Origin of the sequence: Lentzea pudingi, from assembly GCF_014646255.1 — a bacterium.
Classification (GTDB): domain Bacteria; phylum Actinomycetota; class Actinomycetes; order Mycobacteriales; family Pseudonocardiaceae; genus Lentzea; species Lentzea pudingi.
Genome location: NZ_BMNC01000001.1, coordinates 603,518 through 627,144, shown reverse-complemented (window position 1 = coordinate 627,144; position 23,627 = coordinate 603,518). Strand labels below are relative to the sequence as shown.

Here is a 23,627-nt window from a genome sequence, read left to right as displayed (position 1 = left end):
CCGACTCCGATACCGACACCGACGCCTTCTTCGACGCCCGGTCCAACCCCGACACCGACACCACCACGGACGGCACCCGCGGCGCACCCCCGGCGCCCGGCAACACCGACGTCAACCCCGGCACCGACGTCAGGCCGAACACCGACACGAACAAGTCCGCGGACACCGACGCGCCGTCTCAGAACACCCAGCAGACCACCGGCAGCGGCCCGGCGCCGACCAGGGACGCACCGGCCACCCCGCCGCCCGCGGCCCCGCCGGCACCTCCCGCTCCCCCGGCACCGCCCGCACCGCGGTCGAACCTGAATCCCGACGGCACCCGCAAGGACGTGCCGAAGGTCGGCGCGCCACCGGCGATGACCCCGCCGACCCCGGAGTCGCACAAGGGCAAGGACGTCCTCACCGACGGCTCGTGGCGTCACGACCCGGCGAAGACCGCCGACTGGTCCAACCCGAGCAACCCGGCCGACCGCAGCACCTGGGCAGACCGCCGCAACGACACCGACGTCCGCACCGTCAACCAGACGGTCCACGACGTCCGCACCGACAGCACGCCGTCGAACATCAAGTCCTACCAAGGACTCATCAACTACGACCTGCGCCGCATCGAGACGACCCCCGGCAACTTCGTGCAGGAGTACACCGTCAAGGTGCACATCGACCCTGCCGCGAACATGACGCCCGAGCAGATCGCGCAGGTCAAGGAGAACGCCACCAACGGCGTCGACAACCTCCTCAACCAGGGGCACCGGCTGCCCAGCGGTGACCAGTTCCACCTGAACCTCGAGTTCACCGACAACAAGGCCGACGCCCACACCAGCATCAAGGTCGACGACAAGACCACGAACCCGGACCAGACCCACTGGGGCACGGACACGAGCCCCGAGGTCCTCGCGCACGAAACCCTGCACTACCTGGGAATCCCGGACGAGTACAAGGACTCGAGCCGCGTCTTCCAGCAGCACGACACGAACTCGGGCGTGCACCAGGACGACGGCGGCCTCATGGGCGCCGACGTCCACCTGCCCGACCCCGGCATCCGCCCGCGGCACCTGTGGCTGATCGAGAACACCGCCAACAGCCAGGTCGCGGTGCCCGACACCACGATCAACCCGGCGGGTCCGGCGACCGTGCCGCCGCCCGCCGACTGGACGCCGAAACCCGGCACTCCGGCGCCCGGCGCCGACGTCAAGTCCTCGCCGAACCCGGACATCGACGCGAACGCCGACGTCGACACCCGTCCGGTGAAGCGCGCCCACTCGGAGGACAGCGACCTCGGCGATGTCGGCGGCATCGACCTCAACGCTGATAACAACAACAGCAACAACAACGCCGACGCCGAACCCGGTGCGAAGCGGACGAAGCACGACGGGCCGGAGTTCGACCCGAACAACGTCGCGGGCCCCAACGACGCCGGTCCGTCCAACGTGGACAGCCACGCGGACACCGCGATGGACGTCGACCAGCCGACGTCCGACGTGGACACCCAGGCCGCCGTCGACAACGCGGTCACCGCCATGGCGAACCAGAACATCGTCTACAACCAGGCGTTCCGGGACCTCGCGAACGGCGGCTTCGACGTCCCCACCAAGGACAACTACCTCGCCAAGCTCAAGGAGAGCGTCGAGGACGGCAAGCGTCCCGCCTTCGTGGTCAACATGATCGTCAGCCACGCGCAGCTGAACGACCCGAACACCAACGTCAACACGGTCATCGAGGCCATCACCAAGGACGCCGGCCCGCTCGCCAAGGACATCGTGTTCGTCATCGGCGTCAACGGTCCCACCGGCACGGACGCCGACATCACGAACAGCATCAACACCGCGAACGACAAGTTCACGGACGCGGGCCGCACCGAGCCGATCGCCCTGGTGCCGTTGACGACGTTCGACGGGGACTTCCCGTTCGGCACCATGCGCAACGAGACGATGCACAGCACTGCCAACGAGTTCGCGGTCGGCGCGATGAACGGCAACGGCGCGCACCCGTACATCTCGTTCCAGGACTTCGACAACGGCTCGCGCCTGGTGAAGACGCCGGAGGGCGCACCGCCGAAGGACATCTTCAACCACGTCGCCGAGTCGATGAACTCGCCGCAGGGCTCGACCCGCCCGCTGCTCTACTCGGGCGGCTACCGCGTCGGTGACCCCGCGCAGCTCAAGGCGGACACCCAGAAGCGCATCGACAAGGACCGCAAGGCGATCGAGGACAACGAGTTCCTCACCAACGAGGAGAAGGCCGCACAGCTCAAGCCGATCAAGGCCACCGAGGACTTCCTCAACAGCCCTGACTTCGTCGAGAAGTTCCAGAAGGCGATCAGCGACGACATGGACGCGCGCGAGCGGCAGAAGGACTCCGCTCCGATGCTGCCGTACTCGCCGGAGCCCAACCTGTTCATGGACGGCACCGTCGCGGTCGTCGACCCCGACGTGAAGTTCGGCCCGAAGGGCAACGAGTTCGGCGGGCTCAGCGAGTCGATCAACGAGTTCGCGGGTGCCGAGGTCGTCGAGATCCACCAGAACCAGCTGCCGCCGCCGAGCCCGACGCAGGCGCTCGAAGACGCCAAGGCGAAGCTGGAAGCGGACATCGCGCGCCAGGAGAACGGCGCGAGCCCGTCCCAGCAGAAGACGCTCGAGTCGATCGACAACTCGATCGCCCGCGTCAACCAGCAGGCCGCCCAGATCAGGGCGGAACTCGCGGCGAACTTCCCCAACGCACCACAGGCCGCCGTCAACGCCGCGGTCGACAAGATCTTCAACCAGAGCAACGTCGACTCCGGCATCGCGGTCGACCTCAAGAACAACAGCAACCCGTACCGCGGTGAGAACTTCACCAGCGACTTCGTCAGCGGCGCGGTGAGCACCGACCTGTCCCGGCTCGCGCACACCTTCGCCGAGTCCAAGGGCGCGAAACTCCCGCAGTCGCACACCGCGCTCACCTCGGTGACGTCGCGCATGTTCGAGGACCGCGCGGCCAAGGGCGGCGTCTCCGTCGCGGACATCCGCGACGAGTTCGGCGTGCACGGCAAGAACGACAAGCCGAACAAGAACGTGAAGCCGTTCGACCAGGCCGAGGCCCAGCAGGTCACGTACCACTCGGAGACCGGCGAGACCACCGGCGGCTGGAACCCGACGTCGAAGGACGAGACCCGTCTCGGGGCGCAGGACAAGAACAAGCCCAGCCCCGCGGTCTCCGCGCCCGTGCCAGGACACGGGCACATCGGCATCGATCCCGCCGTCAAGCAGGACAAGATGGCGTCCTTGCTGAACCTGGCGATGTCGACCAACCAGAGCAACGCGGTGCGCCAGTTCAGCATGCTGCAGCACGGCGCGCTGCCACTCGCGGGTGACCCGCGGCCGGGCGGCCTCTACGACGCCGTGCACGGCGCGATGGACGCCGACCCGAACATCGACGCCGCCGACGTCAAGTCCGCGGAGGACCTGCGCGCGGGCGCCGTCGAGACCGGCTGGACCTCCAAGCCGTCGATCGTCAAGCAGGTCGCGGACTTCAACCAGCAGCACGACCTGGACTTCGGCCACCTGGTCAGCTCGATCATCGAGCCCGCCCCCGCGACGCCGCACCCGAACAGCGACGCCACGCCGGTCGACAACAGCATCGAGGACCCGGACCACCAGCCCTCGACGGCAGCCGACCTCGAGCAGGACGCCCGGGAGAACAAGGCCGAGCAGAAGGCCGAGAACGCCAAACTGGGCCAGGCCGAGGTGCTGGCCGCCAAGCTGCTCGCGACCGACATCGGCCGCCCGATCACGATCCACGGCCCCCACGGCGCGACCACGACCGTCGACCCGTTCTTCGAGCCCAAGCCCGAGATCAAGCCGGGGATGTCGAAGAAGAAGCTGCTGGAGATCGAGAACTGGGAGCCGCCGACGTTCGACCCGGCGACGGCGATCCACGTCGACGCGCACCCCAACGACAACGGCAAGACGACCTTCACGCCGCACGACCCGGCGAACCCGCCGCAGCCCAGCGAGATGAGCGACGGTCCGACGGGCCGCGACGCCGGCAACCAGAACCCGCCGGCCGACGCCGACGTGGACATGGACGCGGACACGCGCCCCGCACCGCCCGCGCCCGACACGACCACGCGGTCGGCCCCCGACGCGGACACCGACGTCCAGACCCGTCCGGCGCCGCCGAAGCCGAGCCCGGTCGTCCAGATGACCACCCTGGCGCCGCAGCCGGTCGGCCAGGTCCCGGACACGAACCTGCCGAGCTTCTTCCAGGAGAACAAGGCACTCGGGTCGATCACGCCGACCGACGTGCGCGGCGCGGACGCGGTCGTGGCCGACATCAAGGGCCTCAAGACCGACGACCAGGCACGCATCAAGAACGCGATCGAGAACGACTTCGAGACGCTCCTCGGTGGCGGCCGCAACTTCCAGGTGAAGATCGGCGGCCACTGGTTCGAGGCGAACGTCCGCGCGGAGATGCACGCGGACGCGACCACGAACGTCCAGGCCGACGCGGACACCAAGGTGGACAAGAACTACCAGGCCGCCGCGTCCACCGGCACCACCAACACCATCGCCACGTCCAACGACGTCGGCGGCTCGGTGACGGCCGGTGTCGCGGCGGGCCCGTACGGCTCGCTGGGCGGCAAGGCCGCGCTCGCGACGCCCGCGGTCTCGCAGGCCACCAGCAACTCCGTCACCGAACAGCGGGCGATCAAGGGCTCGGACGACGGCTCGAAGAAGGTCACCGTCCCGGTCTCCTACGAGATCACGCTGAAGGACGCGAGCGGCAACCTCAAGCCCTCGTCCACTGTGGACACCGGCACGAACGTGACGCTCCAGGTCCCGGCCGACCTCAGCACGATGGTCGACTCCGGCAAGTCCTCCGCCAAGGTCACGCCGGCCGACGCCCAGTGGGGTGCCAAGGTCGAGAACGCCGTGCCGGAGGCCGTGTCGGTCAAGGACTCCGGCAAGGCGTTCAACGAGGTCGCCGCGAAGCTGCACCCGTCGATCACGAAGGTCGGCTCGCCCGGCCGCGAGGCGCTGCAGAACTTCCTGAGCCCCACCTCGATCCGCAACAACCTGCCCGCGATGCTCGGCGGCTTCGTCACGTCGCCGGACCTGGTCAGCCCGCACGCCAGCAAGGGCAGCGCGGTGCAGATGACCGCGACCCTCAAGGACGCGAAGCTCGTCGGCACGCACGACAGCGCGGCGCTGGACCTGAAGGACACCTCCGCCTGGGGCAGCAGTGTGTCCGCGTCCACCAAGACCGGGTTCGACGTGACGGCGGGCGTCGGTGCCAACATCGGCATCCCCGGCCAGGTCGGCGGCACGGTCGGCGCCACCGGCAGCTACTCCACGCGCACCGCCGAGGGCGTGAACGCGGGGTCGAGCAGCAGCCACAAGACCGGCATCGGCGTGAAGGCCGAGACCGGCCTGTACGAGGTCACGGCCGAGGTCGAGGTCCGCACGCCCTCCGGTGAGAGCGTGAAGATGGAGGTCACCACCCACGTGCGCATGGGCCTCAACGAGGCCGGTGCCGTGGGTCTGCCGACCCCGGACGGCACCAGGAACTCCACGACCGACCCGGCCACGGCGGACACGAAGTTCCTGCCGCCGTTCGTCGCCGACACGCTCGCCGCGGGCAACGCCAAGGTCGGCGAGTTCACGCCCGCGGCCAAGGTGCAGGCGCAGGTCGAGGGCAAGCTGCGCGAACTGCCCGGCTTCGAGAAGTTCCTGCCGAACTGGAACAACCCGGACGCCCAGCCGCGCAAGGGCCAGAGCTACTCCGACGTCGCCGAGCAGCTCGCGAACCAGCGCAAGATCACGGCGAACCTGTCCCCCGCCGCGCTCAAGGCGAACATGGACAGCCTGCTCGGCCCTGGCGTCTCGGTGCAGCTGAAGAACTCCGGCACGACGACGAACACCTACGTGAACGTCACGGTGAAGGCCAAGCTCAGCAACCCGAAGCACCTCGGCCAGGCCGACGCGCACGCCGTCAGCGACTCGACGACGACCGGCCCGAAGCTCGACGCCAACTCGAGCACCACCAAGGGCTGGACCGGCGGCGTGCAGGGCAGGGTCAACATCCCCGTCAAGACCGGCGTCGCCTCGCTCACCCCGATGCCGCAGGCCGGTGTGGCCTACAGCCACTCGTGGACGGACAAGACCACGGCCGGACCGGCGGTCAGCGCCACGCAGTCGCAGGCCGGCAGCCCGGACTCGCAGGTGTTCTCGAACGACGTGGAGTTCGAGGTCGAGATCACGACCTTCACGCGGCCGCGGACCTGGGTGCGCACGGTCGTGCCCGGCGCGCCCGGCTTCCAGTCGCCCGAGGTGACCACGGTCGCCAAGACCGGCGCGGGCCTGGACAAGATCGACGGCAACGTCAACCTGTGGGTGTCCGACGGCGCGACGCTCAAGAACGACCCGGGCGACGGCTTCAAGCCCGGTGACCCCAAGGCGACGCCCCTCGACGACTCACCGACGGTCAAGGACCTGCTGAGCCCGAAGGACGCCCGGCCGAAGTCGCCGGAGTTCCTCAACGTCGAGGCGGTCGCCAACACCACGGCGTTGCGCGACCAGGCGATCGACGCCCTGAACCGCGCGGCGAAGGGCGACTCGGCGCTGACCGTGCCGGGCACGGCCTCGCGCGCCCAGATCGACAAGATGTTCGCCCCGGAGAACATCAAGGCGAACCTGCAGCGGCTCATCGAGACCGGCGTGCAGGAGCAGGGCCTCAAGTACGACCGCCGCGTCACCGACCGCTCCGGCGCCATCGGCATGTCCGTCAAGCTGGGCGAGGCCAAGCTGGTGTCCATTTCGGACACCACGGGCACCGACAACTCGGTCAGCGGCGGGTACAAGGCCGGCGAGTCGTCCACGACCAGCCGGTCCGTCGACCTGACCGCCGGCATCAACGTGCCGGTGCGCCCGAACGTCACCCCGCCACCCGCGGGCACGCCGACGAACCCGAGCGGGTCCGGCGGTGTCGCCGCGACCGCGAAGTTCACGCCGTGGTCGGACAGCAAGACCCAGTCGAACGAGGTCGGCGGCAACGTCGACCGCGGTAGGACGACGCCCGGCGAGGCGCGGACCGTGCTGGTCCAGATCGACGCGGAGTTCACCATCGTCGGTGAGAGCCGCGCCGGGAATTTCCTGCACGGCGGCACGCCGAACGCCGAGGGCGTCACGGTGAACATGCCGAAGTCGGTGTTCGTGCGGGTGTCCGAGGACGTCGCGCGCGAGCTGGGCGCGCTGCCCAAGGTCGACTCGACCGTGCAGAAGCCGGACTTCCCGAAGATGGCGCCGCCGTCGACGGTCGCGCCGGACGAACCGGGCGCGCTCGGTCTGTCCAACGTGGAATCCGTCCCGGACCTCTCCGCCGCGGTCAACCAGCTCACGACCGAGCTGTCCACGAAGACCAAGAAGTTCGGCAGCGGCTCGCTGATCCCGGACTCGGTCCTCGAGGACTCGATGAGCAACCTGCAGCGCATCGTCGACCTCAACTCGCCGGCGAGCGTCAAGGCGATGATCGACAGCGCGATGGACGGCGGCGTGCCGCTGCTCGTGCACCAGCCCGGCACGTTCGGCAAGGACAGCTACCAGGTCACCTTGCGGGCCAAGACGGGTGAGCCGAAGTTCGAGGGCGTCGTCAACGACGGCGTCGACATGACGCACAACAACGGCGGCTCCCGCAAGGACAGCGCCGGCTTGGGCCGTGGCACCGGCTGGGGCGCCGGTCTGCGCGCACCGGGCCTGGCGGCGCCGGGCAGCGCGAACCCGAACCTCTCGGGCACCGCGGGTCTGGCCGTGGGCGCGAACATCGGTGGCAGCACCGGCAGTTCGGTCACGACCTCGACCACCGAGGCGTTCAGCAACTCCCGCACGGCGAGCGGACCGGCGGCGCAGTACACCGTGCCGGTCGAGTTCGAGCTCGTCGTCGAGAAGGGCTCGAAGGAGATCGCGCGGGCCGAGAGCGGCCCGCAGGAGATGAAGGTCCGCACGCACGCGGACAACCAGAAGGTCTCCCAGCCGACCACCGGTCATGGGACCCCGCAGCCGTACATGTCCGCGGCGAGCAAGCGCAGCAGCGACTTCGGCTCGCCCGAGGCGACGGCCGCGTTCCAGGCGGACACCCGCGCCTCGCAGCTGCCGCCGACCGCGTCGGTGGAGAACCTGCGCGGCGCCAAGGACCTGCGGGACGCCGCCGTGAAGGCGATGACCGAGGCCGGCGCCGGCAAGGGCCTGACCGGCAAGGGAACGGGCTCGCTCAACGCCCTGTTCTCCACGCTCAGCCCGGAGAACCTGCAGCCGCACCTGCCGTCGATGCTGTCCGGCCCGCTCGACGTGCCGGGGCTCAAGGAGATGGCGCTGACGTTCGGCCAGGACGCCGACGTCAAGGTCTACGCGAAGCTGGTGAACCCGCAGCTCGGGTCGCTCAGCGACGACGTCAAGATCGAGACCCCGCTGACCACGAAGACGACCGAGACCTCCAGCGAGGCCAAGGTGTCCGAGACCGCCGACGTGTCGATCGGTCTCGCGCAGGGCAGCGCCGCGATCAAGCAGGGCGCCCCGGCCGACACCGTCAACGTCGGCACCGGTGGTGTCGAGGTCCGGCACGCGGGTGAGGACTCCTCCGCGGTGTCCGGCGGCCCGTCGCAGGCCCAGGGCGGCAGCGTCAAGCCCAAGGACACCTCCCGCACCGGCCTGGTGCAGTACGACGTCGAGTACCGCGTGGTGGCGACGATCGGCGGCAAGACCGGTGTCGTCGACCTGACGGTGCCCGGCTCGGCCGGCGTGCGCATGCCCGCCGCCGAGGTTGAGACCGCGCTGAACCACCAGCTCGGCGACTCGCTCAAGGACGCGCAGACCGACGTCAAGAAGGCGGCCGACGACTGGCGGACCGCGGAGAAGGACGTCGAGAAGGCCCGGCACGACACGCAGGACGCGATCAACGAGGCCGCGGCCGTGCTGGCGCGGACCGACCAGCCGCTCGCCGCGGCGTCGGTGAAGGCGAACGCGGCGATCGACACGCACCGCGCCGCCGTCGACGTCGTCACGCCGCTCCAGGCGCAGTTCGACAGCGCGATCAGGGACGCGGCGCAGACCCGCGCCACGATCCAGGACCTCAACGCCCAGGTCGTCTCGCTGAGCCAGGACGCGCAGGTGGCCGACAACGCGGTCGCCGACGCGCGGGACAACGGGGCGACCGAGGCCGAGATCGACCAGCTCTCGCAGGAGGCCGACGCGGCGCACAACGCGTTGGCCGACGCGCAGCAGCAGGTCGCCGACGCACGTGCGGAGTTCGACGTCCAGCGGCAGGCCGCCGCCGACGCCCGCACTCCCCTGCAGGCGCAGCAGAACGTCGTCGCCGAGGCCGACGCCGCCCGCGCCGAGGCCGTGGCAGCGCGGCAGAAGCTCGTGGACGAGCAGACCGCCGCCGAGAACGCGATCAACGACGCGCAGACCAGGCTCGACGACGCCCGGCGCGACGCGGACACCAAGCAGCAGCAGTGGTGGGACGCCAAGGCCAAGGTGGACAACGAGGTCGACTCGTTCAACACCGCGGCGAACACCCCGCCGCCGGTGCCGCCGAGGGACGGCACGACCACCGATACCGCGGACACGAACACCTCGCTGCCTGTGCCGCCCCAGGACGACACGACCACGTCCACGGACACGACCACCACGCCGGTCCCGCCCAGGGACGGCACGACCACCTCCACGGACACGACCACCACGCCGGAGGCGAGCCGGAAGCCGCTCCCCTCCGTGCCGCCGCAGGACTCCTCGGCGGCGGAGTCGAGCAGGAGTGGTGCCGAGGCGGGCTCGACGCGTCCCGCTCCCGGGAACACCGACGCCCAGCCGAAGAAGGTCCGCGGTGGCGGTGCGCCGCCCGCGATGACCCCGCCGACCCCCGAATCGCACCGGGGCAAGGACGTCATCACCGACGAGTCGTGGCGGCACGACCCGGCGAAGACGGCCGACTGGTTCGCGCCGGCCAAGCCGGCGGACCCGAGCACGTGGGCGGACCGCAGGGCGGACGCGCACGTCCGGACCGTCGACGTCGTCGTGCACGACGTCCGCACCGACAGCACGCCGTCGAAGCTGAAGTCCTACAAGGGACTCATCAACTACGACCTGCGCCGCATCGAGACCTCCCCCGGCAACTTCGTGCAGGAGTACACCGTCAAGGTGCACGTCGACCCTGCCGCGAACGTCCACCCGGAGATCGTCGCCGAGGTCAGGCAGAACGCCGCCGACGGCGTGAACAACCTGCTGAACCAGGGGTACCGGCTCCCCAGCGGTGACCAGTTCCACCTGAACCTGGAGTTCGTCGACAACAAGGCCGACGCGCACACCAGCATCAAGGTCGACCCGAAGAACCCGAACGTCGACCAGACGCACTGGAACCCGAGCACGAGCCCCGAGGTCCTCGCCCACGAGACCCTGCACTACCTGGGCATCCCGGACGAGTACAGCGACAAGTCACGCGTCTTCCAGCAGCACGACACCAACTCGGGCGTGCACAAGGACGACGGCGGCATGATGGGCGCCGACGTCCACGGCAAGGACCCCGGTCTGCGGCCGCGGCACCTGTGGCTCGTCGAACGCACCGCGCAGAGCCAGGTCATGGTGCCCGACACCAGGCTGGACTCGCCCGGCCCTGCCACGGTGGAACCGCCCGCGCGTCCGTCGTCGCCCACGCCGTCGGACGTCGACACGCGGCCGATGCCGAAGCGCGACCTCTCCCCCGAGAGCCGCGCCACCGACGACCGGACCACCAAGAGGAAGCCGGGTGCCGACGCCTGGACCAACGAGGCTGGCACGAGCAACACCGGCGGCGGGATGGACGTCGACTCCCAGCCCGGCACCGATGCCGACCTCGACAACCTGGCGACGGCGTTCGACGGCCTGTCGCTGGACAACGTCGTGTACAACTCCGCGTTCGGGAACCTCGCGATCGACGGGTTCGACCTGCCGACCAAGGGCGACTACCTCGCGAAGCTCAAGCAGAGCGTCGACGACGGCAAGCGGCCGTCGTTCGTGGTGAACATGATCGTCGGGCACGGCAAGCTCAACGACCCGGACGCCGACATCAACCAGGTCATCGACGCGATCGTCGCCGACGCCGGACCGCTGGCCGACGACATGGTGTTCGTGATCGGTGTGAACGGGCCCACCGGCGCGGAAGCGAACATCGACACCGAGATCGCACAGGCGAACGCGGCTGTGGCGAACCGGACCGAGCCGATCGCCCTCGTGCCGCTGCAGACGTTCAACCCGGCGGACGGCTTCCCGTTCGGCCGGATGCGCAACGGCACGATGCACAGCCCTGCCACGACGTTCGCCATCGGCGCGATGAACGGCAAGGGCACGCACCCGTACATCTCGTTCCAGGACTTCGACACCGGTTCCCGCCGGGTGACCGGGGACCAGACGGACATCTTCACCCACGTCGCCGAGTCGCTGAACTCGCCGGACGTGGGCCCGATCCGCCCGCTGTTGTACTCGGGCGGGTACCGGGTCGGTGACCCGGCGAAGCTCGTCGCGGACACCCAGGCGCGGCTCGACTCCGAGCGGGCCGCGATCAAGAAGGACCCCGGCCTCTCCAAGGCCGAGAAGAAGGAACAGCTTGACGAGCTCGCGCACGTCGAGGCCTACCTGAAGGACCAGGACTTCGCCACGAGGTTCCAGCAGGCGATCAGCGACGACATGGACTCGCGGACCCGTCAGAAGGACTCGGCGCCGCTGCTGCCCTACTCGCCGGAGCCCAACCTGTTCATGGACGCGGCCGTGGTCGTCGTCGACCCGGACGTGAAGTTCAGCGACGGCGGCAACGAGTTCGGCGACCTCGGCGAGTCCATCAACGCCTTCGCCGGCAAGGAACTGGTCGACCTGCACCAGAACGAGCTGGACGCGCCTCCAACGCCCAGCGAGGCGCTCGCCTGGGCCAAGGCCCAGACCGAGGCGGACATCGCGGCGGAGGGCCGCGCGCCGAGCCCCAGCGAGAACCTGTTCCTGCAGGAGCTCCAGCGCGGCATCGAGCAGGCCGTCGCGAAGGAGGCGCAGCTCCGGGCCGAGGTCGAGGCGACGTTCAAGGCCAAGCACCCGGACGTCTCCCAGGCCCAGATCACCGCGGCGGCCGCGAAGGTCGTCGACAGCGCGATCCGCGACGACGCCAGGCAGTCGGCCATCAACGTCGACCTGCAGACGAACCGCAACCCCTACCGCGGTGAGAACTTCACCAGCGACTTCGTGGACGGCGCGGTCGGCACCGACCTGTCCCGCCTCGCGCTGGACTTCGCGAAGTCGGGCGGCAAGAAGTTCCCGCAGTCCCACGTCGCGCTCACCTCGGTGACGAACCGGATGTACGGCGGGCTCCCGGACGCGGACGGCAAGATCGCGCACACCGCGGACAGGGCGGCCAAGGCCGACGTGTCCGGCGCGAAGATCCGCGACGAGTTCGGCGACCGCAAGCCCAGGGCGAGCGGCGCGCCGAACCCGAAGAACAAGCCGCACGCCCAGCGCGAGGCCCAGCAGCTCGTCAAGCACGAGTACAGCCGCGACCCGGAGACCGGTGCCCTCACCGACACGAAGACCGGTGGCTGGACCCCGTCGAAGCTCGACGCCCTGCACCTCGGCTGGGAGGACAAGAACTCCCTGGGCGGCGCGGTGTCCGCACCGGTGCCCGGTCACGGTCACGTCGGCATCGACCCGCAGGTCGACCCGACCACCAAGTACCCGGAGCCGCCGGCGAAGCCCGTCAAGGAGAAGCCCGCGAAGGGCGAGGGCGGCAGCAAGAGCAAGGAGAAGGCCCCGGCCAAGAAGCCGAAGACCGAGGCCGACGTCCCGCACATCGTCCCGGGCACCAAGCAGCAGAAGATGGCCGCGATGCTCAACCTGGCCATGTCGGCCAACACGAGCAACGTGACCCGCACCTTCGCCACCCTCGAGCACGGCGTCCTGCCGCTCGCCGACCCGCCTCGCGCCGACGGCCTGTTCTCCGCCGTGCAGCAGGCCCTGCAGCCCCAGGCTGCCCCTCAGGGGTCCAAGAAGAAGGCCAAGGCGAAGGCCGGTCCCGAGACCAAGACCGCGGCGGAACTGCGTGCCGCGGCGGTCCAGAAGGCCTCGATCACGACGACGGCGACCAACAAGGAGATCGCGAACTTCCGCCAGGAGCACCGCCTGGAGAACGGCCACCTGGTCAACGCGCTCGTCGAGCCGGCGGCGGCGTCGCCGAGGCCGGCCGCCGACACCGCCGTCGACCCCGCCCACGCCAGGGAGAACGCGGCCGAGAAGAAGGCCGACAACGCCAAGGCGGCCAAGGCGGAGGAGCTCGCCGCCCGGTTGCTCGCCAGCGAGATCGGCAGGCCCATCACGGTCCACGGACCGGACGGCACGCGGACCCACGAGCCGTTCTTCGAGCCCCGTCCGGAGATCACCTCCCGGTCCACCCCGGAGGAGATCGCCGCGTCGAACGCCTGGAGCAAGCCGGAGTGGCCGGCTGCGATCGAGCTCGACGCGCACCCGCGGCCCAACGGCAGGAGCAGGTTCACCCAGCACGACCCGGCGAACCCGCCGCAGCCACTGGACGACCCGGCGGACTCCGACGCGATGGACGTCGACGAGGAGTCGACCCGTCCCGCGCCCCCGCCACCACCCGCTCCCCCGGCGGCCGCTCCGGTCCAGTCCACTCAGGACAGTCCAGCGTGGACCGAGCCGGAGTCCGACGTGCAGACGCGCCCGGCGCCGCCCGCGCCGACGCCGAACCCGGTCATCCCGATGACCGTGCTCGCACCACAACCCGTCGGCCAGGTCATGCCGGGCACGCAGGCGCTGCCGGGCTTCTTCCAGGAAAACAAGGCGCTGGGCACGATCGCGCCGACGGACGTGCGGGGCGCCGAGAACGTCACGAGCGCGATCGAGAACCTCAAGCCCGCCGACGCCGCCCGCATCCAGCAGGCGATCACCGGTGACTTCGAGTCGTTCCTGGACAAGGGCCGCAACTTCCAGGTCAAGATCGGCAACACCTGGTACGAGGCGAACATCCGCGCCACCATGCAGGCGCAGACCGGCACCGCCCCCGTGGACGCGCCCGGCGTCAAGGTCGACGCGACCGCGCAGTCGGGCAACTCGTCCTCGGCGACGCACACGGTGGCCACGGCCAACGACGTCGGCGCCGCGGCCACGGCCAGCGCCGGGCTCGGCCCGTACGGCTCCCTCGGCGGCAAGGCGCAGCTCGCCACGCCGGCGCAGTCGCAGGCCATGTCGTCGTCGCTCACCGACCAGCGGATCATCCGCGCGGGCGAGGGGTCGACGCAGGCCACCGTCAAGGTGTCCTACGACATCACGCTGACCAACCCCAGCGGTGGGCTCAGGCCCGTCGCCACGGTCGACACCGGCACCGACGTCACGCTGCAGATCCCGAACGACCTGGCCAAGATCACCAACTCGGGCAACGCGTCCGCCGCGGTCACCCCGCCGGACGCGAAGTGGGGTACCAAGCTCGAACACCCCGCGCCCGAGGCGATCTCGGTCGACAACCCCGCGAAGGCGTTCAACGACGTCGCGCGCCAGCTCCACCCGTCGATCGTCAAGATCGGGTCGCCCGGCCGTGAGGCGCTGCAGAACTTCCTGAGCCCCACCGAGATCCGCAACAACCTCGGCGCGATGCTCGGCGGCGCCTTCGTGACGTCGCCGGACCTCACGAGCCCGCACCAGAGCAAGGGCGCCGCGGTGAGGATGGGCGCGACGCTGAAGTCCGCGGAGCTCGTCGGCACGCTCGACACCGGTCAGCTGCGCCTGCACGAGACTTCGGCGCACAGCAGTGGTGTGTCCTCGACGACCAAATCCGGTGGCGACGTCACGGCCGGTCTCGGGTTCAACTCCGGCCTGCCGAACGTGGTGGGCGGTCAGGCCGGCGCCACGGTCGGTTACTCCGCGCGCACCGCGGAGAACGTCAACGCGGGCATCAACACCGCGCACAAGAGCGGCATCCAGCTCAAGGGCGACACCGGTCTGTACAAGGTGACCGCCGATGTCGAGGTCCACACCCCGAGCGGCACGGTCACGATCCCCGTCACGACGTACATGCGCGTCGGTCTGCCCGAAGCGGCCCACGCCGGGCTGCCGACGCCGGACGGGACGCGCAAGTCGATCGTCGACGACTCCAACAAGGGCAGGAAGTTCCCGCCGCCGTACATGAGCGACGCGATCGCGGCGGGCAACGCCAAGGTCGGCGAGTTCGCGGTCGCCTCGGAGGTCCAGACCCAGGTCGAGGGCGCGCTGCGGGACATCCCCGGGCTCGGCAGGTTCCTGCCGGACTGGAACGTCGAGGGCTCGAACCCGCGCAGCAGCAAGGGCAAGGGCTTCGCCGACGTCGCCGAGCAGCTCGCGAACCAGCGCAGGCTGACCTCTCAGCTCTCGCCGGCGGCGTTGCGGACCAACATGGACAGCCTCATGGGTCCCGGCGTCCAGGTGCAGCTCAAGCACAGCGGCACGTCCACCAACACCTACGTCAACGTCACGGTCAAGGCCAAGGTCACCGACCCGAAGCACCTCGGGCAGGCCGACGCGCGCAACGTCCGTGACGCGTCGTCGACCGGCCCGAAGCTCGACAGCTCCTCCAGCACCACCAAGGGCTGGAGCGGCGGCGTCGAGGGCAAGGTCGTCATCCCGGGCGAGACCAAGATCGCCAAGTTGTCCCCGGCGCCGCAGCTGGGCGCCAAGTACAACCATTCCTGGACGGACAAGACCACCGCGGGGCCGACGGTCAACAGCACGTCGCTCAGCGTCGGCAGCCCGAACGCCCAGGTGTTCCGCGGTGACGTGGAGTTCGAGGTCGAGATCACCACGTTCACCCGGCCCCGTTCCTGGGTGCGGCGGATCGTGCCCGGTGCTCCCGGTTTCCACGCGCCGGAGCAGACGACGGTCGCGAAGACCGGCGACGGCGGTCTCACCCCGATCAAGGGCGAGGTCAACCTCTGGGTGTCGGACAGCTCCACTTTGGACGCCGACCCCGGCAAGGGCTTCGAGCCCGGCACACCGGAGCACCGGACGTTCAAGGACGCGCCGAGCGTCAAGAAGCTGCTGAGCACCAGGCCGAAGGAGAAGGCGCCGCAGATCCTGCACGTGGAGGCCGTGGCGAACACGACGGCGTTGCGCGACCAGGCGATCAAGGCACTCGACCGGGCGGCCGGAGGTGACTCCGCGCTGACCGTGCCGGGCACCGCGTCCCGCGCCCAGATCGACAAGATGTTCTCCCCGGAGAACATCAAGGCGAACCTGCGGACGCTGGCCACCACGGGTGTGCAGGAGCAGGGCCTCAAGTACGACCGCCGCTTCACCGACCGCACGGGTGCGATCGGGGTCAAGTTCGAGCTGGGCAACGCGCGGATCGTGTCCATTTCGGACAACACCGGTACCGAGAACGCCAGCACCGGTGGGTACAAGGCGGGCCAGTCGTCGTCGACCGGCCGGTCGGTCGACATCACCGGCGGCGTCAACGTGCCGATCAAGCCGAACGACCCCGCCCCGCCCGCCGGTGAGCCCACGCCCGCCAGCGGCGCCGGTGGCTTCGCGGTCGCCGGCAAGCTCACGCCGTGGTCCGACTCGAAGTCGTCGGGCAAGGAGGTCGGCGGCAGCCACGACCGCAACTACGTGACGCCCGCGGGCGGCCGCACCGTGCTGGTGCAGATGGACGCCGACGTCACCGTGATCGGCGAGAGCAGGGCGGCGAACTTCATCGCCGGCTCCACGCCGAGGTCCGAGGGTGCGACGGTCACCCTGCCCAACTCGGTGTTCGTGCGGGTGACCGAGGACGTCGCACGGGACATGGGGCTGCTGCCCGACGTGCAGCCGACCGTGGCCAAGCCCGACCTCCCGGCGATGGCACCGCCCGCGACGGTCGCGAAGGGCGAGCCCGGCGCGCTCGGCCTGTCCACTGTGGAGAGCGTGCCGGACCTCACGGACGTGGTCGCGGACCTCTCGAACAAGGTGAACCTGAAGACCGCCAAGCGCTTCGGCAGCCCGTTGCTGCCGGACTCGGTGCTCAAGGACTCGATGAGCAACCTGCAGCGCCTGGTCGACGTCAGCTCGCCCGCCAGCGTCAAGGCGATGATCGACAGCGCCCTGGACGGCGGTGTGCCGCTGCTGGTGCACCAGCCGGGCACGTTCGGCAAGGACTCGTTCCAGGTCACGCTGCGGGCGAGGACGGGCACGCCGGAGTTCCAGAACGTCGTCAACGACGGCGTCGAGATGGAGTCGACGATCGCCGGCTCGCACAAGGTGACCGACGGCCAGGGCCGCGGCACCGGCTGGGGGATCGGGCTCAAGGCACCCGGCCTCGCCGCGCCGGGCAGCGCGAACCCGAACGTCACCGGCACCGCGGGTGTGATGGCGGCCGCGAACATCGGGAAGTCCCAGAGCAATTCGGTCAGCACCTCGACGACCGACCAGTTCGCGAGCTTCCGCGCGGGCAGCGGACCGGCGGCGCGCTACAGCGTGCCGATCGAGTTCGAGCTCGTCGTGGAGAAGGGCGACAAGGTCATCGCGACCGCGCCCAGCGGCCCGCAGAAGATGACCGTCCGCCTGCACGCGGACAACCAGAAGGTCGGCGGCGGCACCGCGCCGCAGCCGTACACCGCGCAACAGAGTTCGCGCGACGCCGACCAGGGTGGTCAGCAGGCCATCGCTGACTGGCGCGCGGGCAGCACGCCGGCGCTCCCGGCGGGTGCGTCGGTGGAGAACCTGCGCGGTGCCAAGGACCTGCGCGAGGCGACGATCCAGGCGCTGAAGGACGCGGGCGCGAAGAAGGGCCTCACCGGCAAGGGCACGGGCTCGTTGAACAGCCTGCTGTCCACGCTGAGCCCGGAGAACCTGCAGCCGCACCTGCCGTCGATGCTGTCCGGCCCGCTGACCGTGCCGGGCCTGCACGAGGCCGCGCTGACGTTCGGGCAGGACGCGGACGTCAAGGTCTACGCGAAGCTGGTCGACCCGTCGCTGAACGCGCTCAGCGACGGCGTGGCCCTCGAGAACCCGAAGTCGCAGGTCACCGCGACCAGCACCGACTCGAAGGTCACCGAGAGCGGCGACGTGTCGATCGGTCTCGCGACCGGTGGCGCGGGCATCAAGCAGAACACCGACCCGAAGGACAACGTCACCTTCGGCACCAGCGGTCTCGAGCTGCGGCACGCCGCCGAGGACTCGACGGCGAACTCCGGTGGCCAGACCGACAACAAGGTCAACAACCTCAAGCCGAAGGCCACGACCGGCCTGGTGCGGTTCGGCGTCGAGTACCGCGTGGTCGCGACGATCGGCGGCAGGACCGCCGTCGTCGACCTGGCCGTGCCGAACTCGGCCGCGGTCCGCATGCCCGTCTCGGACGCGCAGGTGGTGCTGGGTCGCGATCTCAGCCCGGAGCTGGCGACCGCGCAGACCGAGGTCAAGGCCGCGGCGGACGCCTGGCGCGCCGGCGAGGTCACCGTGGACACCGTGCGCCACGACGCGCAGCAGGTGATCAACGGGGTGGCCGCGGCGAACGCCCGCGGCGACTCCTCCTTCACGCCCGTCCAGATCGCCTACAACGACGCGATCCAGGCGCACCTCGACGAGCAGGCGACCCTCGAAGGCCTGGAGGCGACGGCCGAGACCGCCCGCCTGGAGGCCGCGCGCACGCTCGACGCCATCGCCGAGCTGTCGCCGAAGGTCGGCGGACTCGGCGCGCTGGCGATGACCGCGCAGTTCGAGGTGGACGACGCGAAGTCGGTCGTCGAGACCAAGGCTCGGGCCTTGGAGGGGCTGGAGGACCAGCTCGCCGCGGCGCCGGACAAGGCGGTGCTGCCGGGCCAGGTCGAGACGGCACGTCAGGCCCACGTGGACGCGCAGGCCACGCTCAGGACCGCGGAACGCACGCTCGCGGACACGCAGTCGTCGTTGCGGGAGGCCCAGCGTCAGCTCGACGCCGCCAACGACGCGATCGGCGGACTGCGCGCGGAGGCCAACGCCCGCCGCGCGGACGCCGCCGCACAGGAGCAGGTCGTCGCGCAGGCCCAGGCCGACCGGCTCGCGGCGAAGGCCAGGTACGACCAGGCGGTCGACCAGCTCGCCGCCGACCGCGCGGCGCAGCAGGCCCTCGTCGCGGAGGCCGAGACGAAGCTGAACGACGCGCGCCAGGCCGCCGACGACCTGCAGAAGAAGTGGTGGGACAAGAAGGCGGTCGTCGACCAGAGGATCGCCGACTTCAACGCGCCGCCGGCGACGGCCTCGTCCAGCAGCGACACGGACGGCGACACCGACGGGGACGGGGGCATGCGCGTCGCCGCTGTGCCGCCGCCGCTGCCTCCCCAGCCGCCGACGTCCCTGCCCGAGACCGCTCCCTCGCCGTCCTTCGTGACGCCGGCCGAGGCGTCGTCCTCGCGCGGGGAGTCGAGCGGGAGCGTGCTGACCCGCCCGGCACCGCAGCCGCAGAACGCGCCTCCGCTCAGGAACGCGGACGTGACCCCGTCCGCGACCGCCGAGACGCAGGCGCCGACCAGCGTGCCGGACGTCGTGGTGGGCAGCCATCTCACCGCGTTGTCCGCGGATGTGATGGCGAACGCCTCCCCGCTCGCCCAGCAGGTGGAACAGGCACTCAGGTCCAGCGAGGCCAAGGCAGGTCTGGAGACGCTGCGAGCCTCGGTCGTGCTCGACACCAAGGCCGACGAGATCGCCACGCTGATCCAGCGGCACGGTGCCGAGAAGGTCGCGAAGGCGTTCACCAAGGAGTTCGGTCAGCCGGTCATCGAATCCGCGCAGATCGCGCAGTTCGGCGACCTGAGCACGCCGGAGAGCAAGGCCGCGTTCACCGCCTGGGCGCACCGCCTTTGGGCGACGATCGGCAGCACGCCGTCGCACACCGCGGACGCGGACAAGCTCGCCGCCGAGGTGTTCGACCACGACGGCGGCTACAACGGCGGCACGAGCCGTGCCCAGGACGCGGCGTTCGCGGACCTGGTCGACGTGCCACCGGCCGAGGTGACCGCGAACCAGGAGGAGTCCACTCAGGACGTGGCGGAGGACAGCGCCGAACCGGCACCCGCCCGGACCGAGGCGGACGTCGAGCTCGAAGCGCTGACCACCGACGCCCTGGACAACGCCCCGGAGTTCGCGAAGGAGGTCGGGGCGAAGCTCGAGGGCGACAAGCGCAGGTTCGTGCAGTCCGAAGCGGGTCTGCACCTGCTGCACGCCTCGGTCGTCCTCGACACCCGGACCGGCGAGGTCGCCGCGATGATCCAGCGGCACGGCGTCGAGGCGGTGTCCGAGTCGTTCAGGAAGGCGTTCGACCGGCCGGTCATCGAGTCCGTGCAGCTGGCGCAGTTCGGCGACCTGAGCACCCCGGAGAGCCGCGCCAAGTTCGACGACTGGGCCCACCAGCTGTGGAGCACGATCAACGGCGCGCCGGGGCTCAGCACGGACGCGGACAAGGTCGCGGACCTCTTCAACCACGACAAGGGCTACAACCGCGGGTTCAACTTCGCGCAGGACGCGGCGGTCGTCGACGTGCTGGGCGCTCCGGCGCTCGCCGACGCCGTCGCCGCCACCCCGCCGAACACCGACCCGGACTTCCACCCGTTCTGGGTCCAGCAGGTGCTGAGCGCCGCGGAGGTCCTGCCCGACGGCACCGTGAGCGCCGACGCGTTCACCAAGGCCGTGACGGACAACAAGGGCGTGCTCGGTGCCGCCCTCGGCGTCGAGCTCACCGCCGACGCCATCCGTGACTTCAAGACCACGTTGCAGGACAACGGCATGGTCGGCGAGGACGCGGACGCGCTGCACAGCACGGAGTCGGACGCGGACTGGTTCGACCCGCGGAACCCGGTGTCCTCGCAGGCCATCGCGGACGCCCGCGCCACGACCCCGGCGACGAGCTGGGTGCGCGGCGAGGCAGGTGGCGTGCTCGACTCGACGAAGGTCGGCCCGCACGGCATCACCATGGACGCCTGGCGCGGCCCGATCACCTACGACAACCGCGTCCTGAACGTCGACGGCGTGCCGGTGCGGGACTTCACCGTGCGACTGCACCTGAACAACGGCACCGCCGACGTCCAGGACCGCGCTCGCGCGGGTGTCGAGGAGATGTTCAACCAGGGCTACAAGCTGCCCAGCGGTGAGCAGTTCCACGTCACGGTCGAGTTCACCGACGACCCCGCCGACGCGCACGCCGTCGTCGACGTCACCGACGACTCCGAGGGCCGCGCGAACCAGGTCACCTGGCCCGCGCACACCGACTCGCGGCGCCTCGCGCACGAGGTCGGGCACTTCCTCGGGTTGCGCGACGAGTACCTGGAGACCGGCGCCGTGAAGCCGATCTTCCAGCACCAGGACGGCAAGGGGCACGTCGTCACGGACAACTCCGTCATGACGGCCGGCGTCGACGAGGCCGACTCGCGGCTGAAGCCGCGCCACCTCCTGCTGGTCTCGGACCGGATGGCGGCGCTGCAGACGCACAACCCGCCGCCGCCCGGCCCCGCGGAACGGTCCGACCTGCCCGCGCCGAACATGCCCAAGCGCGACAACGAACACCTGGGCACCGACCCGTCCGCGGACCCCGTCAAGCGGGCGCGCGAGAACCTCGCCGAACTGTCCATCGAGGACGCTGGGAACGTCGAGGACGGGAACGCCGAGGGCGGCGACGTCCAGATGGGCGGCCAGGAGGCCACTCCGTTCAACGAGCACGGGGTGCACAACGCCGCGTACCAGAACCTGGCCCAGGGCAACGAGCTCACGCCGATCACCGCGGCGAACTACCTCCAGCGGACGCGGGAGAGCATCGACGCCAACGAGAAGCCGTCGTTCGTGGTCAGCATGATCGTCCGGGCGGGCGAGCTGAAGCAGCTCGACGAGGTGATCAACGGTGTGATGGCCGGAACGCGGGACATGGACGGCCGTGTGGCGTTCGTGCTCGGCGTGAACGCCTCGACGCAGGCGGAGATCGACACCGCGATCGCCACCGCGGCGGAGGCGGTCCACGGCCGGACGGAACCGGTCGCGCTGGTGAGCGTTCCCCACGGCCCCAAGGGCTTCAAGTTCGGGGAGACCCGCAACGCCACGCTGGAGAGCGACGCGCACGTGTTCGCGGTGACCGCCCTGGCGGCCACGGGAACGCACCCGTACGTGTCGGTCATGGACTTCGACGCGGGCGACCGCACGACCCGCGAGGGCGGGCACGTGTTCGACCACGTGACCCGGCTCCTCGACGGCACGGTCGGCGAGGACGCGGGTGACCCGTCGCGGCCGTTGATGATCGGCGGCGGGTACCGGGTCGCGGTCGACTCGGACCAGCTGCACAAGGACGTCCTCGGCCGCATCGACGGTGACTCGAAGACGACGGACGCGCAGAAGCAGGCGCTGCGGGCCAAGCTCGCGGAACCGGACTTCTACGACCGGTTCGTGCAGGTCATCGACGCGGACATGCACGCACGCCGCACCCAGCAGGGCATCCACCCGTTGCTGCCCTACACGCCGGAGCCGAACCTGTTCGTCGACGGCCTCGTGCCGCTGGCCGAGCCGTCGGTGCGGTTCGGCGAGGGGCAGGCGGAGTTCGGGCAGCTCGGCCAGTCGCTCAACCGCTTCTACGCGGCGGAGCTCGCCAAGCTGCACACACCCGCCGACGCCGCGGGCATGGACGCCGCGCTGGAACTGGCCAGGGTGGACGTCCAGAACAACCGGCACCCGGTGCGCGGCCAGGCGTTCACGACCGACTTCGTGGCGGGCGACACCGGCACCGACCTGTCCAGGATCGCCTACGGGCTGATCAAGGACGGCAAGCTGCCGCAGTCGCACACCGCGCTGCCGAACGTGTCGGAGCGGTTCCTCGACGGCAAGTCCTCCAAGGCGGGCACGAAGTTCGCCGACGAGCGCAAGCGCCTCGCCACCGGGGAACACCCGGTCGTGGAGCCGTTCCTGCCCCCGGCGGACGGGGAGACCAGCCACGGGTGGAACCCGCCGCAGAAGATGCAGACGCAGCTCGGCGCCCCGCAGAAGAACCGGATGAACCCGGCGGTGTCCGCGCCGATGCCCGCGCCGTTCGAGGAGTTGCAGGCGGGCATCCAGAAGGACCAGAAGGTCGTCGCGGCCCACGGGCTGGTGGCGTCCGACCACGTCAGCACCACGCAGCGGCAGCTGCGGTTCCTCAACGAGGACGTACTGGTCCGCCAGCCCGCACCGCCGGTCACCACCAACGGCCTGTACGCCGTCGTCGGCCAGGCCCGCGGGATCGACCCGGTGACGCTGCGTCAGCAGGTCGTCGGCCTGGCCGCGACCCACCAGGCCGTGACCAAGGCCGTGGCGGACTACTCCGTCGGCCGGCCGATGCACCAGGGCCACCTGTACGGGGCGCTGGTGGAGAACCAGAACTGGCACATGCACGCCGACGCGGGCGAGAACAAGGGCTGGCAGAACGCCCGTGACCTGCTCGGACACCTGATCGCGACGCAGCAGGGCGTCAACGTCCGGGTCCACCAGGCAGGCCAGGAGCCGGTGCTGCTGGTCCCGCTCGGCCCGCCGTTCCCCGACACCGTCGAGGTCGAGCTGGTGCTGGACGGACGCCAGGTCACCTACCGGCCGTACCAGGCCTCAGGAGGACTACAGCAGGACGTGCGGATGCATTAG

Annotated in this window: 1 protein-coding gene (cut by a window edge); it reads left to right on the top strand. The window is 70.4% G+C overall.

The window, feature by feature from the left end; translation table 11 throughout:
• On the top strand, positions 1–23,627 hold the 3' portion of the coding sequence (locus IEY88_RS02815) for a hypothetical protein (protein WP_189152942.1). Its footprint begins 5,539 nt before the window's first position; 23,627 of the gene's 29,166 nt are visible here — the last part of the coding sequence; its start codon lies beyond the left edge, outside the window; its stop codon occupies positions 23,625–23,627.